This is a genomic window from Levilactobacillus cerevisiae (assembly GCF_003946245.1).
Taxonomy (GTDB): domain Bacteria; phylum Bacillota; class Bacilli; order Lactobacillales; family Lactobacillaceae; genus Levilactobacillus; species Levilactobacillus cerevisiae.
The window spans coordinates 44,756-58,987 of sequence record NZ_RHNN01000007.1 but is presented as its reverse complement, the minus strand read 5'-3'; the positions used below and the strand labels follow the sequence as shown (position 1 = coordinate 58,987).

The window sequence follows — 14,232 nt, the reverse complement described above, 5'->3', positions numbered from 1 at the left end:
AAATTGGCATTTAAATTCAGGAGGACGCATAAGAATGGCGAAAGATATTGGCATTGACCTAGGTACGGCGAACGTTTTAATCTACGTTGTCGGCAAGGGAATCGTATTAAATGAACCATCAGTCGTAGCAATCGACACAAAGACTGATAAGGTATTAGCAGTGGGCTCCGAAGCCTACCGAATGGTGGGTCGGACACCTGGTAATATCCGGGCGATTCGTCCGTTGAAGGATGGGGTCATTTCTGATTTCGACATTACCGAAGCCATGCTCTCCTATTTCATCAACAAATTAAGTGTGAAGGGCTTCTTATCTAAGCCAAACATCATGATCTGTGCGCCAACGAACATCACCGAGATTGAACGGAAGGCCATTATTCAGGCTGCCGAAAAATCCGGTGGTGCCAAGGTTTACCTCGAAGCAGAACCTAAAGTGGCTGCGTTGGGTGCTGGCATGGACATCTTTAAGCCTAGCGGTAACATGGTTATCGACATGGGTGGTGGGACCAGTGACATTGCCATCCTTTCGTTAGGAGACATTGTTTCTAGTCGTTCTATTCGGGTTGCTGGTGACCGGATGAACGCTGAGATTGTTAATTACCTAAAGCACAATCACAACTTGATTATTGGGGAACGAACGGCTGAAACCATCAAGATTAAGATTGGGACAGCTTACCCAGAACCTGGCAACGAAGAAAAGACGATGGACGTTCGTGGCCGGGACTCCGTTAGCGGGATGCCAACCACGACGACCATCAACGCTGCCGAAGTTGAAATTGCTATCCATGACTCCGTGGATCAAATTGTTGCCGCAGCCATGGCCGTGTTGGAAACGACACCACCAGAATTGGCTGCCGACATCATTGATCGGGGTATCATGCTGACTGGTGGAGGGGCCTTGCTCGATGGTATCGACAAGCTCTTCTCCGAACGGTTGACGGTGCCAGTCATCATTTCTGAAGACCCACTGGACAACGTGGCTAAGGGTGCTGGTGTGCTCTTGGAACACATGGATACCAAGACGGCTAAAGAAAACAACTAGGACGCGTTAGAAAAAGGGGGCCTGGCGTTGCGCCACATTTTAACTTGGCTGGTTCGCGGATACCAACGGTGGATTTCACCGCTCTTTCCGCCAACCTGCCGGTATTATCCGACCTGTTCCAATTACATGTTGCAGGCGTTGGCACAACACGGTGCGTTCAAGGGCGGTTTGATGGGTATCGCGCGGATTCTACGGTGTCACCCGTTTGTGCGGGGCGGCGTGGATCCGGTACCCGATCATTTTTCCTTACGACGGAACGTGGCGGCTGAACAAGCTTACCGCCAGGCCATGAAGTTAGACGAAGAACATCCAGAATCCCCCAGCAAATAAAGGAGAGTTGGCATGAGCAAACGAGAAAAATCTGTACAAGTAAAAGTTGATGAACAAAAGCTCCCAGACGGTGGCACCATGTCCGTCCTCAAGATTGGCGACGAAACGATTGGCACTGTGACACCAGTGGAAGATCGCTTAGAAGCCCAATTGAACGACGGAGACGTTTACCGCGTAAAATCCGTTGACGAAGGTGTCGAGTTGCTCTTAAAGGACTATCACTTGCACCGCGGTTAATAAATTTTGGTAAAGTTGGCCGGGGTGAAACGTCGAATTTCACTTCGGCCTTTATAATTGAAATCAAAACTTAGTTTGAATTAAGGAGCAATCATTTTGGCAAAGAATGCGACAGAAAAAAGGGGCGAGGCGGAATCACGCATCGACTGGGGAATCATCTTTTGTGTCCTCATGTTGGCGCTGATTGGGCTGGCTTCAATCTACGTGGCGGCGAATCATGATAGTAGTGCGACCAGTATTACGTCGGCTGTGATCTCGCAAATCGCTTGGTATGTGATTGGGACCATCGCCATCATTATCATTATGCAATTTGATTCAGAGCAACTGTGGAAAGTCGCACCGCTGCTGTACGGGCTGGGCATATTCCTCCTGCTGGCGGTGTTGGTCTTCTACAGTCGGGCGTACTACATTAACACGGGTGCCCGGAGTTGGTTTGCAATTGGATCGTTGACCTTCCAACCTTCTGAAGTCATGAAGCCAGCTTTCATCTTGATGCTGGCGCGGGTGGTGACGGAACACAATAATGCCAATCCGATTCATACCATGCGTACTGACTGGGCATTGATTGGTAAACTGATCTTGTGGACGGCGCCAATTCCAATCTTATTAAAACTCCAAAATGACTTTGGGACCATGTTGGTGTTCTTCGCCATCGTGGGTGGGGTAATCCTGGTTTCTGGGATCACTTGGAAAATTATTGCGCCAGCCTTTGGGGCAATTGCGGTCGTTGGTGGTACGGCACTGGCATTGGTTACGACGGATGCCGGACGGAAGATTTTGGAAAAGTTTGGGTTCCAAGCCTACCAATTCTCCCGGGTTGATACCTGGCTGCATCCCTCCCAAGATACCTCGAACAACGGGTATCAGTTGTGGCAAAGTATGAAGGCCATTGGTTCTGGTGGCATCACCGGGACGGGCTTCAACGTTTCGCACGTGTATGTGCCGGTGCGGGAATCAGATATGATTTTCTCAGTAATCGGTGAAAACTTTGGGTTCATCGGTGGCTGTATTCTGATTTTCCTGTACTTCCTGCTGATCTACCAAATGATTCGGGTGACGTTTGATACGAAGAACGTCTTCTACGCCTACATTTCAACTGGGGTTATCATGATGATTCTCTTCCATGTTTTTGAAAACATTGGGATGAGTATTGGGCTACTCCCATTGACCGGTATTCCATTACCTTTTGTTAGTCAAGGGGGATCTGCACTGATTGGTAACCTGATAGGTATTGGATTAATCATGTCAATGCGGTATCATTATAAGAGTTACATGTTTAGTCGTAACGAATCGTTTAAGTAGAGGGAGATTATATTTATGAGTGAAATGGTAAAGTACTTCTGGACTAAAGCAGTTAACGATGGTACGCGAATTGGTTTGACCACCGAGGGCCAAGACGAATTAGGTACTGTTAAGTTTGCCAAGTTACCAGCCGTTGGCGACGACGTGAAGAAGGGTGAGAACCTGTTGAGCGTTGAAGCTGACAAGGCGGTTTCTGACATTCCTAGTCCCGTTTCCGGTAAGGTAGCGGCCGTTAACCCAGCTTTGGCTAACGATTTCGATGCTTTAAACGGTAGCGATACAGATGCAGCTTGGTTTGTCGACGTTCAAGAAGACTAATCCTCGCTGAATAATAGGGGCCGCTTCAACTCTGAAAAGGGTTGGGCGGCTTTTTGTATAGAGTGCGGAGCGGGGCGGTTAACTGGCGAGCATTAACGGCGCTAAGTGAAGGCCCCCGGGCTTGGGGGCTTTGCTTAGCGTTGTTAAGCGGAACCAGTTGCCCCGCGTAGCACGTTTCAGAGGCTGCATATTTCCGAGTTGCTCCGTGTAGAACCAGTCAAACGGGCTAAAACAAAATAGGCTCAAAGGAAAATCTCACCCTAGGTCTGGGTCATTGCTGAACCGGGGTTAAGCGCAGGAGTCTGCCCCGCGTAACACGTTTCAAAGGCCACATATTTCTAAAGTAAACCACCCCAAAACCAAGAACAAATCAGGAAAGTTAGCGGTTTCTTAGGGGTTTAGCGGCCAGTCGGGTATAATAGACTTATTAAGGGGATTGGAGTGAGTCTCATGGAAGAAAAGAACGTTTTTCATATTAACGGGTATTTAGGTCTTATTTTAGTTTTGCTTGTTCTAGCAGCGGGGGTTTACCTCAGTGCAATTGGTATGGTCATTTTGGGTGTCATCCTGGTGGTCATCGCCGTATTAGGCGCCAGCAGCTTGACAATCATTAGTCCCAATCAATCTAAGGTTCTGACTTTCTTTGGTCGTTACATTGGGACGATTCGGGAAGCCGGTTTGTATTTAACGGTCCCACTGACCAACAAGGCTACGGTGTCCTTGCGGGTGCGGAACTTCAACAGCGCCATTCTGAAGGTGAATGACTTACAAGGGAATCCCGTGGAAATTGCTGCGGTGATTGTCTTCAAGGTTGTTGACACCAGTAAGGCTTTGTTCGCCGTTGAAGACTACGAACAGTTCGTGGAAATTCAAAGTGAATCAGCCATTCGTCACGTGGCGTCTGAATATGCCTATGATAACTTCGGGGATGGTAAGGAACTGACCCTGCGGAGCAATCCAACGGAAGTTTCCAATCATTTGACGGAAGAACTACAGGAACGGTTAAACGTTGCGGGGGTTGAGATTATTGAAACACGGTTAACCCACTTGGCTTACGCAACAGAAATTGCCTCAGCTATGCTACAACGCCAACAGTCGCAAGCCATTTTATCTGCGCGGAAAATTATTGTTGAAGGGGCCGTTTCCATTACCGAAGGCGCCATTGAACGGTTATCTGCCGAAACGAGTCTGAATTTATCTGACAATCAAAAGATTCAATTGATCAACAACATGATGGTCTCAATTATCAACGAACGGGGCTCCCAGCCGGTAATCAATACTGGGAAAATTGCTGAATAATTTCAGCGGTAACGGCTAAAGCAGGACTGAATCAAGTTATAAACGAAGAATTAATGATGGAGGTTTCTTGATGGATGAACAGGTAGCAGAGGTGTTGCAGGCGCTCAGCGACTTAAATACCCAGGTCCGTACCGGGGAGGTTTATCAGTCCCTGGGTCCCCGCTTGGGTAAAATAATGGATAACATTCACCGGCGCCGGCGGACGGCTGTGCAATTGCCGGACGACGAGGATGGGGTCAAAGCAGTCCTAGACAAGTTGCGGCAACAGCTGAACGAGAACGTGCCAGTAACGCTGACCCACGAAGAGATGGACAGTCTCATCAACCACCTGTCGTCACTGGATTTTGGCCTGCGCTATCAGGGGATTAATTTTTCGTTGTACGATGCGCTTCAACAAAATGCCTTGGACAGTGCGCAATTAAATTATTTGTATGCAAAATTGCGTCAACCAGATGACCTCTTCAATCACATCTTGGAGCCGGCCAATGCCGCTATTTTTGGTCGCGCCGGTCGGGTTGCGATGTTGGCAGTTCTGTTGCATTTTATCTCATCGGAGAAAAGCCCGGTTACGGAAGACCTCCAGCCAACCGTGGTGCTCGCTGCGGCTTATCTGTGCTTAGAAACGGATACCCGCGGGTTCGTGAATCATTACGGTTGGGCGCATGCCTTCACCGCAACTACTGACCTCCTGAGCGTCCTGGCAGGAAATGCCAATCTTCAGCGGGCCGACAAGCTCTTTTTGATGATGGCCTTGCTCGAACGAATCAAGCGGCTAAATACCCCCTTGATCTACGGTGAGAATGACCGGATGGCGGCTTTCTTAACGGAGCTAGCCAACCGCCATTCACTGTACGAAGAGGCGCTGTTGCTGGCCCTCAAAAACTGGCGGCAACAGGTAGCACTGCACCGACGGCCAGATACCATTGCGGGGTGGAACCGCTTCTTTAACCGGAAGCGCCTGTTGGATTCCCTGCGTTTACAAGAAAATTTACCCAAATCACTCCAAGAATATCTGAACTCAACAATCGATTTTTTAGGCTGATTTTGTTCGCAATTATTTCGAGAAATGGTATACTGAAGGCTAACCGAAATATATACGAATAGGATGAGTGACAACATGGAAACGAAAAGCAAGTTACACGTAGGTCTATTATTCGGTGGAAATTCCTCTGAGCATGACGTTTCAAAGCGTTCAGCACACAACATTTACGACGCGATGGACAAGTCCCGCTACGACGTTAGTTTATTCTTACTGACCCGTGACGGTTTTGTCTTGAGTGACACCGCATCTCGCCGCGTCTTTGATGGCGAAGACGAGCTGACGGTCGCCGCTGAGGAGTTAACCAAAGTAGACGCATCCAACCCATTGGCACCCATTTGGAATTTATCTCAAGCAAAGGACATCGATGTCTTCTTCCCAATTATTCATGGTAACTTGGGTGAAGACGGTACGATCCAGGGGCTTTTCCGCTTATTGAAAAAACCTTACGTGGGGAGTGGCGTCTTGGCATCGGCCGTGGCCTTTGACAAAGATATGACGAAGCAGGTTTTGACGGCACATGGCATCCGGAACACCAAGTACTTGGTCTTAACACCGGACAACCGTGACGATTTTGATTACGCAAGCGTGCAAGCTAAATTGGGCGCCAACGTCTTCATCAAGCCTGCCAACCAAGGGTCATCAGTTGGGATTCACAAGGCTGGTAACGAAAAGGAATTCGACGACGGGATTGCCGACGCATTCCGGTACGATTACAAGGTCTTGGTTGAACAAACCATTGATGGTCCAGAGGAAGTCGAAATTTCCATTTTGGGGAACGAAAAGCCGCAAGCTTCTAAGCTGGGGGCCATTCGGGTGCCTGACTCAGACGTCTTCTACGACTACAACAACAAGTTTGTGGACGCCAGCGGGGTGACCTTTGAAGTCCCCGTTGACTTACCAGCAGACTTGACCGCGGAAATCACCGAGATGGGCTTGCAAACGTACGCTGCCCTTGGCTTGAAGGGGATGGCTCGCATCGACTACCTGGTTTCTAAGGATGGCGTGCCGTACGTCGGTGAAGTTAACACCTTACCAGGATTTACCAACATCAGTTTGTACCCACAATTGTGGCAAGCAACTGGCATTAGTTACGCCGACTTGATTGACCGGCTGATTCAATTAGGCTTAGATGAGTTTAACTATCAAGACGAATTGGCCTATGACTTCATTCCGTTGGATGATCATTCAGCGGCGTCGACCTACAAGCCAAAGAATTAAGACGAAATTACGGAGCCGGTGAGAGCAGAAATGCTCTGACCGGCTTTTTTGAGGAAAGGGGAGAGAATACCGTGCGCTTGTGGATGAAGGACGTCAAATGCGCCTGGGCGGCTGGTATACGTGGGACTAATTTAGCGGTTGGCTGGTGCTTAGCCGTCTTATTATTTGCCGGTCTACGACTGCTGGGAGAGGTGCCCGGCTGGAGTGTTGCTGGTTTCAGCTTAATCTTACTGACGTTGGTTTTGAGCGCTTGGCAACTAACACAAATGGCCCTGACCTTTATTGGCCGGCGTCCGGCTGCGTGGCAGAGCTGGCAACTGGTCTGGCGCAACAAGGGCACGTGGTTGCTGGTCGAACTGGGGCTAATCCTGCTAACGCTCCCCTTGGGCCTCTGGGGATTGAGTAGTCGCCTGTTGGTGCGGTTGTCGGTGCCGGCAGCTTGGGTTAATTTTGTCGGCCTTCACCGGCGGCCTGTAGGAATTGTAGTGGCATTGATCTATGTGATTGTGGCCGGTTATTGCCTGTTGTGGGGACCGCGCCATTTTCGCCGACTCACGCCACAAATTCAGCATCCCGGAACAGCGCGGCAAATGATTGCTGCCCTAGTGATTAGTGGTGGCCTGTATGTCAGTTGGTTGCTCGTGGCTGAAGGTTTGGTTGGACTCAACTGGTGGTGGGGGCCGCAACTAAGTGCGAGCGCTGCCCAGCTACTGGCCTGGCTGTCGTTAAGTCTCATTTTGTTTGGCCTCCTGGTTGCCGCGATGCTCAGCATGACCACGCTGGTTTGGAGCTGGTGCGGGCAACCCGTTGTACCCCAGCCAGAAACCTCTCGCCGCCAGACCGGCGCTTTGATTGGGGTCATGGTCTTTGCGGCGGTTTGCATTAGCACTCAGACCATTTACCAGACGCCACAGTTTTCCCAGATGGCATTGATCAGTCATCGCGGTGTCGACCACGGCCACGGCGTGCAAAATACGTTGGGCGCACTCCGTTACGTGAGCCGGCAACATCCCACATACGTCGAGATGGATCTGCACGAAACGAAGGATCACCAGTGGGTTGTCCTTCACGACGAAAATTTAGCAGCTCTCGCGGGCCGTAACGTGACCCCACACTCATTGACCCTCGCTCAACTAGAACGGCTGACAGTCCACGAAAATGGCTATCACGACCGACTAGTGGGTTGGTCAACCTATTTGAAAACGGCTGAACGCTTACATCAACCCCTATTGGTCGAAATTAAGACAACGGCGACGGATTCTAAGGGGATGGCGGCCCGGTTTGCCCGGCAATATGGGGCCCGGCTGGCTGCAGACCATTCCGCGGTCCATTCGCTAGATTACCGGGTGGTGACGCAGGTGAAGCGCACGGTGCCGCAGCTGCGGGTGGGCTATATCACACCGTTCAACTGGGTTTCACCGGCGTCGATTCCAGCAGACTTCTACTCGTTCCAGCGAATCTCAGTGAGTCAGCAGTTTATTCAGGCAGCTCACCAAATGGGCGCACAGGCCTACCTGTGGACACCGGATTCACGGGCCGCGATGACCCGGATGTGGGCGCTAGGAGCGGACGGCCAAATTACCAATGAGCTCACTAGGTTAAGGGACGTGGCTAATCAACGGCCGGCCGCAAACTGGTGGGCGGTGTTGCAGAACTTTGTCTTTAGTTATTTGTAGGTTGGTAAAGGATGAAAGTTCCAAAATGCTCAGCTAACAAAGATCCCACCCAAAAAGTTAGTTTTATTAATTGCCACCTGCGGCTGACAGAGATTCCGTCTGCTGTGGGGACCGCCTGCGGCCTGAGGAGCTGTCCTCCTCCGGTTATGATGGGGTCTTCAAAAGGACATTGATATGATCATCGCTGGACTGGCAACAGTTATCCAGAATAAGTGACCACAGTTCACGCAGTCGTTCCAACCTAAAATCGACGAACGGTATCGACATGTGTAGACTATGTTGTTGCCAATTTTCTAGCGGTAGATGACGACAACGTAATAGGTTATGTCGACACTTCTTTAGCAGTAGCTGGTAAAAAAGTGGTTGTAAGTGGACAGGATGGCCCAAGTCATGGTGAATTGTTTGCCACGAACAAGTGATGCAGTGTAGAACCATCTTAATGGCTAATAGACGAATGAAATCAACTATTAAAGGAATTATATCCGGTTAAAATTGCCGTTTATAATTCTTTTTATATTAGAATGATAAAATGGACTAGACAAATTAGAGTTCCTTCATAAAACCGCATATTGCTTGTATTCCATGACAAATCCCTTATTATTAGTATTAATGATAAATCAACCGGACTAGGCCATTTTGTCTCTGAGGGAAAGTTTTGGCGGTGAGCGTCTCCGCAAGGGAAGCATCTCTGATAGTCGTAATCGACAGGAATGTTCGGCTTTATCAAAATTGGCAACTGACCAGCGTTAGCGTACGTGAGGGAGAGAGCAGATGCGTTTATTAGGGAATAAAGTAAAGCAATACCGTAAACAGAAAAACATGTCACAACAAGAGTTGGCAGATGGAATCTGCACACAGGCAACCGTCAGCTTGATGGAAAAGAAAAATAAGATTCCAAGTATTAAAATCATGCTGCAGGTTTGCCGCCGACTCAACGTTTCCTTGACGGATGTCTTAGCTGGTGTGGGGAGTGGCATGGATGACCAGTTTGACGATATTTCTTTGGCGATTCGCCGCAATGATTTTGGTGCGGCGGTCAACGCCTTGGAAGGAATCGACATGAATGAGGTTGCAACGGCATTCGACCGTGAACGGTACCACTATTACCGTGGCTTTATTGAACTGGGCGCACACAATCGGCCAGATGAAGCTATTTTCCACTTCAACTTACTGCTGCATCGTTCTTACCAAATGCCCTGGGATCTCTATGCCATTGTGGGGAACGTGGGAATGGCTGCGGCCTACTCGAAGCGTGCAGAATTGGACAAGGCCCGTTATTATTTAGGGGAAGCCGTTAGTTACCTAGACGATTTTGAATGGCACGACGAGATCGATTTCAAACGACTGGTTTGGGCCCGCTATCAGATTGCCCAGATGTATCTGGACTTGCAACAACCCCAGCTGGCCGTGGAAAGCGTTGAATCGGCTCTGGATGCCGTTAAGCATCAGGCGTCCCTCTACTTGATTGATGTGCTTTATGAAATCAAGGGCCAAGCCGAGCAGGCGTTGATGGCGAAGACGGCGGCAAAACGAAGCTTGATGATTGCCAAGACCTTAGCGTTAGTGACGCACAACATTCCATTGCAAGAACGGCTGGCACCAGCTGCTGGGTCCGTTTTCGCTGATTAATTCTAGCAATAAAATGAAGACCAACAAGGGGCTGTGGCATCTGTCACAGCCCCTAAAACTTGTGATTAAACAAAAAACCGTCGCTGACTGGCAGCGACGGGAGTAATCTTTGAAATTAAATTAAGCTTCGGGATGTGTTACTTTAGCGGGTTGATTGTTCAGATCCGTCCGAACGACGATAACGTCACAAACAGCAGTCCGCGTAACATATTCCGTTACGGAACCAATTAAGAGGCGTTCCACGGCGTTTAAACCGGTGGCACCAATCATAATCAGGTCAGTATCATTATCACGAGGGACATCCCGCGCGATAATGGTCTTTGGTGCCCCATACTCGATGGCGTAGTCAATGCTGTCCAGACCATCAGCCTTGGCATCAGCCACGTACTTGTCAAGAGTCTTCTTGGCAGTTTCCGTGACTTGTTCAACCATGCTGGTATCAAAGCTGGAAATGTTTTGGAAAGCCCGCGTATCAACAACGTGAACGAGATGTAAATCAGCATCGTTACGCTTAGCAACAGCGACCGCTTTCTTGAAGGCTAATTCTGCTTCGTAGGAACCGTCAACTGGAACTAAAATGTGCTTGTATTGTTGTAACATATTGTTCACCTCTCATTACTTTATACTCTTATCATACGTTATTTATCGGCAAATAAAAAGCGAAAAGGTACAAAAAGAAGAGAAAAGTGTAACCGGTTACCCCTTGGGCAGCCAGTGGGCGAGGACGAGCTGAAGCGTAATCACAACAATGACGCCCACAAGAAGAACCCCAGAAATAAAAATGGTGTTATTCATGATGGTGGCAATGGCAGCGACAATGCCGATCAAGATCATGAGAATGCCGCCGACGCTCAGAACCCGGCTGAGTGGAGCGGATTCTTCGGGATGGAAGACCAGGAAAGAACGGTTACGGTGACTGTAAAAGTACCAGCCAATCCCGAGTGCGAGCAGGGTGTAACAAATCATTAAAATCGTAATAGCCAAGGGATGAATCCTCCTTAAAAAATCGGTTCTGTGGGACTAAGTATACCTGATTTGGTAGGGAAAATCATCAGGTGATTGTGGATTGTGCCGTCGGTGATGGTCGTTGGAATTGCTAGCTCAAGAAAGTTGAAATGCTGACATGGCCCGCTACAGAGTGAGGGGGTAAAGCTGAAAACTGGCAACACTGGCCAAACTTGCCGGCCTACCGTTCACCAAATTTAGGCCGGAACGCTGTGGGTAGGACGTTCCAAGCCGAAGGGCGGGCTTGAACCGCGCTTTGAACCGCTCACCCCACGTTTCAAAGTCGCCATTTTCCAAGAAGACCACATGGAAAATCCCACGGCTGAGCCTAAATTTGACTCACTCACGCCTACGTAGACGACGACCAACTCGTTGCCAGTCCAGCGATTGTCAGGTCAATATCATGTTAAAGAACAATCATATTCCAAAAGAAAAAGACCATTCAAAGGAATGGTCTTCAAAGCCGAGCTTTGGGTGATCTAAGTGGTGCCGTTAATTGTCCAGTCATGTTGACCCGCGATGACAATGCAGGGGGGAAAGCTAGCTAGAGCGTCTGACTTCCAAGTGAAAAGGCATGTCATCTTCTCCAGCATTTTGCGATCCCGTATCTAAATTACTTGTTCGGCAACTTGTAGTGAGACAACGCGTACACCTTAGAACCACTTGTATCGTAGCATAAAAATATTGAAATTTCAATTAGTCACTTTCGATTTGCCCGAAGAAGTCGCTGATATTGTTCCCCAAGCTGACTCTCAAAGCGGCCATTAGCCTTGGGGTGATAGTATTCCGCGTGCTTCAGATCATCTGGGAGGTACTGTTGTTTCACCCAGTCGCCAGGAAAATTATGCGGGAATTGATACCCGGTGCCGTGACCCAGTTTCTTCGCGCCACTGTAGTGCGCATCCTTCAGTCGGTCCGGCACCGCGCCGTTGTGACCGTTCATGACGTCACTCAGTGCGGCGTCGATGGCGGAAATACCGGAATCGGATTTGGGTGACAAACACAGTTCAATCACCGCGTCGGCCAAGGGAATTCGTCCCTCGGGTAAGCCTAGTTGCTGAGCGGCCTGGATGGCCTGGACCGTGCGGGCTGCTGCCGGTAAATTAGCCATGCCAATGTCCTCGTAGGCAATGACCATTAACCGCCGACAGATTGACGGCAAATCACCGGCCGCCACCAGTTGGGCCAAGTAGTGCAGTGCGGCATCCGTGTCGCTGCCCCGAATGGATTTTTGAAACGCAGAAATCACGTCGTAGTGAGCATCACCATTTTTATCGCCGACCAGGGCCTTGCGTTGAAAACAAGCCTCGGCCACCGCTAGGGTCACGTGAATTTGACCGTCATCCGCGGGTGGGGTAGACTGCGCAGCTAATTCGAGGCCGTTTAGGGCGCTGCGCAAATCACCATTGGTGGCACCAGCCATGAAGGCCAGCGCCTCTTCGTCGACCTGCAAGTCTAGTTTGCCGAGACCGCGTTCTTCATCCGCCATTGCGCGGACCAACGCGGTTTTGATGTCGTCCAACGATAACGGATGGACCTCAAAGATTTGCGTTCGACTGCGAATGGCCGGATTGATGTTGATGTAGGGATTCTCGGTGGTCGCGCCAATGAGAACGATGCGGCCGCTTTCCAGGTGGGGGAGTAAGAAATCCTGTTTGGTCTTGTCCAAGCGGTGGATTTCATCCAGCAGGAGGATCACGGTACCACTCATTTTAGCTTCCTCGGCCACGATTTGTAGATCCTTCTTGGTGTCGGTGGCCGCGTTCAATTTGCGAAAGGCGTACTTGGTTGAACCGGCGATGGCACTGGCGATGCTGGTCTTCCCGGTACCCGGTGGACCGTATAGAATCATTGATGAAAGTAATTTAGCCGCCACCATGCGGGCAATGATTTTGCCGGAGCCAACCAAATCTTGTTGGCCGACCACTTCTTCTAACTTTCGTGGTCGCATGCGGTAGGCTAACGGTTGTTGTGCCAAAAACGAGACTCCTTTCTCAGTGGCCTAACAGTTTGTCAAACCAGTTTTTCTTGGGGGTTGCTGCGGTTGCTTTTTGTGGCGTACGGGGATACTTTTTCGCCAGACTAATGGGATTCTGGTTGATAGCCGTGTCGCTCGCCACCACTAACCCCAGGTCGCTGTCGTTGACGCCGTAAATGGTGTCTTGTTTAATCGTAAATTTTAAATTGTGTTGGCCAGCCAGCTTAAGATAAGGACTGAGATCCGCCTGGTCGATGTGACCATTGAGGATGACTTGATAATCAGGGTGAGCAGAAATCTCAGTGATGAAGTCGTCTAAGTTTTGCCGGTCGGTGACTTCACCGATGGTCATTGCCAGCGAGACCCGTTCCCGAAACGTCCCCAGGTAATGGCGTTGTTCGTCGGGATTGATCTTCGGGGTGCCATAGACAGAATTCTGTAAATGTTGTTCCATTTGACTCTTCTCAGCCATTGGTTTCCCTCTTTTCAAGTTGGTCTCATTAGTATACCATGGAATAGACAAGACGTTTAGGAAGGGGGCTTCAGCATGTATCAGGATCAGGATTTCCACGTCTGGGACGACCAAACACTGCCTGGCAGACTGGAGAAAATTCGGGCACAGATTGACCCGAAGTTCACGCAGACGGTGACGGATTTGACGCCGGTCTTCAATGAACTAGCGGTGCCCATTTACGATCACATTTCACAGCATCGGCGGCGCTCAAAGAACCCACCACCGGATACCTGGGTGGCGTTTAGCGCGTCTAAACGGGGCTATAAGATGTTGCCACACATTGAAGTGGGGTTCTGGGATGACCGGTTCTTCATCTGGTTGGCAGTCTTGCAGGAAGCGAAGAACCGCCAAGCACTGTTGAGCAGTTTGAAAGAAGATACCGTGATGCAATTGCCAGCCGGGTTTGCCTGCGGGGGGGATCATACGGATAAGAACTGTGGCCAGCCGCTGACCCGTGACAATTATCAAGAGTTGATGCGAAACCAACCGCAGCGTCACGCGGAATGGCAGGTCGGTCGTAATTTCATGCGGGGCAGCGACTTCTTCACGGGGACGCCTACGGACCAGGTGCAGACGATTCAGGACACCGTTCGGGCGTTGTTGCCATTGTATGATCAGTTGATTCGGATTTGATTTGGAAAATTT

At 49.7% G+C, this 14,232-nt stretch carries 15 protein-coding genes; 11 read left to right on the top strand and 4 right to left on the bottom strand.

Annotated elements, in window-relative coordinates; genetic code table 11:
• Window positions 1–34: 34 nt before the first annotated feature.
• The 10 genes from mreB (at window position 35) to EKM99_RS04350 (ending at window position 10,090) form a co-directional block, all read left to right on the top strand.
• Window positions 35–1,039: a rod shape-determining protein gene (gene mreB, locus EKM99_RS04395; protein ID WP_125581333.1), complete on the top strand. Its 1,005-nt coding sequence runs from the start codon at window positions 35–37 to the stop codon at window positions 1,037–1,039.
• A 27-nt stretch (window positions 1,040–1,066) separates the two neighbouring features.
• Window positions 1,067–1,369 (top strand): membrane protein insertion efficiency factor YidD, encoded by a 303-nt coding sequence (gene yidD / locus EKM99_RS04390; RefSeq protein ID WP_125581331.1) that lies wholly within the window; start codon window positions 1,067–1,069, stop codon window positions 1,367–1,369.
• A 12-nt stretch (window positions 1,370–1,381) separates the two neighbouring features.
• Complete coding sequence (locus EKM99_RS04385) at window positions 1,382–1,606, top strand: DUF2969 domain-containing protein (protein ID WP_125581328.1); 225 nt, start codon at window positions 1,382–1,384, stop codon at window positions 1,604–1,606.
• Window positions 1,607–1,702: 96 nt separating this feature from the next.
• On the top strand, window positions 1,703–2,908 hold the full coding sequence (locus EKM99_RS04380; protein ID WP_125581326.1) for an FtsW/RodA/SpoVE family cell cycle protein: 1,206 nt from the start codon (window positions 1,703–1,705) through the stop codon (window positions 2,906–2,908).
• A gap of 15 nt (window positions 2,909–2,923) precedes the next feature.
• Entirely contained in the window at window positions 2,924–3,226 is a 303-nt protein-coding gene (locus EKM99_RS04375) for a glycine cleavage system protein H (protein ID WP_125581324.1), read from the top strand.
• Window positions 3,227–3,676: 450 nt separating this feature from the next.
• Window positions 3,677–4,525, top strand: coding sequence for an SPFH domain-containing protein (locus EKM99_RS04370; RefSeq protein ID WP_125581322.1), 849 nt, complete (start codon window positions 3,677–3,679; stop codon window positions 4,523–4,525).
• A 70-nt stretch (window positions 4,526–4,595) separates the two neighbouring features.
• Entirely contained in the window at window positions 4,596–5,567 is a 972-nt protein-coding gene (locus EKM99_RS04365; protein ID WP_125581320.1) for a DUF2785 domain-containing protein, read from the top strand.
• 75 nt (window positions 5,568–5,642) lie between these two features.
• Window positions 5,643–6,785 (top strand): D-alanine--D-alanine ligase family protein, encoded by a 1,143-nt coding sequence (locus tag EKM99_RS04360; protein ID WP_125581318.1) that lies wholly within the window; start codon window positions 5,643–5,645, stop codon window positions 6,783–6,785.
• A gap of 83 nt (window positions 6,786–6,868) precedes the next feature.
• Window positions 6,869–8,461: a glycerophosphodiester phosphodiesterase gene (locus EKM99_RS04355; RefSeq protein WP_125581316.1), complete on the top strand. Its 1,593-nt coding sequence runs from the start codon at window positions 6,869–6,871 to the stop codon at window positions 8,459–8,461.
• 771 nt (window positions 8,462–9,232) lie between these two features.
• Window positions 9,233–10,090, top strand: a complete 858-nt coding sequence (locus tag EKM99_RS04350; protein ID WP_125581314.1) for a helix-turn-helix transcriptional regulator — start codon at window positions 9,233–9,235, stop codon at window positions 10,088–10,090.
• 120 nt (window positions 10,091–10,210) lie between these two features.
• Here the strand turns inward: EKM99_RS04350 and EKM99_RS04345 are convergent, their stop codons facing one another.
• The 4 genes from EKM99_RS04345 to EKM99_RS04330 form a co-directional block, all read right to left on the bottom strand.
• Window positions 10,211–10,690: a universal stress protein gene (locus EKM99_RS04345; RefSeq protein ID WP_125581312.1), complete on the bottom strand. Its 480-nt coding sequence runs from the start codon at window positions 10,688–10,690 to the stop codon at window positions 10,211–10,213.
• Between the two features lie 96 nt (window positions 10,691–10,786).
• Window positions 10,787–11,074, bottom strand: coding sequence for a hypothetical protein (locus EKM99_RS04340; RefSeq protein ID WP_125581310.1), 288 nt, complete (start codon window positions 11,072–11,074; stop codon window positions 10,787–10,789).
• Window positions 11,075–11,795: 721 nt separating this feature from the next.
• Entirely contained in the window at window positions 11,796–13,046 is a 1,251-nt protein-coding gene (locus tag EKM99_RS04335; protein ID WP_125581482.1) for a replication-associated recombination protein A, read from the bottom strand.
• Between the two features lie 43 nt (window positions 13,047–13,089).
• Window positions 13,090–13,545, bottom strand: a complete 456-nt coding sequence (locus EKM99_RS04330) for a YueI family protein (RefSeq protein ID WP_125581308.1) — start codon at window positions 13,543–13,545, stop codon at window positions 13,090–13,092.
• 75 nt (window positions 13,546–13,620) lie between these two features.
• On the opposite strand from EKM99_RS04330, the gene EKM99_RS04325 reads away from it, so the two are divergent.
• Window positions 13,621–14,220, top strand: a complete 600-nt coding sequence (locus EKM99_RS04325) for a DUF1054 family protein (protein ID WP_125581306.1) — start codon at window positions 13,621–13,623, stop codon at window positions 14,218–14,220.
• Window positions 14,221–14,232 lie beyond the last annotated feature (12 nt).

Coding starts and splice junctions, on each gene's coding strand:
- EKM99_RS04385 (WP_125581328.1), top strand. CDS start 1,382: ATGAGCAAACGAGAAAAATCTGTACAAGTAAAAGTTGATGAACAAAAG.
- EKM99_RS04350 (WP_125581314.1), top strand. CDS start 9,233: ATGCGTTTATTAGGGAATAAAGTAAAGCAATACCGTAAACAGAAAAAC.
- EKM99_RS04355 (WP_125581316.1), top strand. CDS start 6,869: ATGAAGGACGTCAAATGCGCCTGGGCGGCTGGTATACGTGGGACTAAT.
- EKM99_RS04335 (WP_125581482.1), bottom strand. CDS start 13,046: ATGCGACCACGAAAGTTAGAAGAAGTGGTCGGCCAACAAGATTTGGTT.
- EKM99_RS04365 (WP_125581320.1), top strand. CDS start 4,596: ATGGATGAACAGGTAGCAGAGGTGTTGCAGGCGCTCAGCGACTTAAAT.
- EKM99_RS04330 (WP_125581308.1), bottom strand. CDS start 13,545: ATGGCTGAGAAGAGTCAAATGGAACAACATTTACAGAATTCTGTCTAT.
- EKM99_RS04375 (WP_125581324.1), top strand. CDS start 2,924: ATGAGTGAAATGGTAAAGTACTTCTGGACTAAAGCAGTTAACGATGGT.
- EKM99_RS04345 (WP_125581312.1), bottom strand. CDS start 10,690: ATGTTACAACAATACAAGCACATTTTAGTTCCAGTTGACGGTTCCTAC.
- EKM99_RS04325 (WP_125581306.1), top strand. CDS start 13,621: ATGTATCAGGATCAGGATTTCCACGTCTGGGACGACCAAACACTGCCT.
- EKM99_RS04360 (WP_125581318.1), top strand. CDS start 5,643: ATGGAAACGAAAAGCAAGTTACACGTAGGTCTATTATTCGGTGGAAAT.
- mreB (WP_125581333.1), top strand. CDS start 35: ATGGCGAAAGATATTGGCATTGACCTAGGTACGGCGAACGTTTTAATC.
- EKM99_RS04370 (WP_125581322.1), top strand. CDS start 3,677: ATGGAAGAAAAGAACGTTTTTCATATTAACGGGTATTTAGGTCTTATT.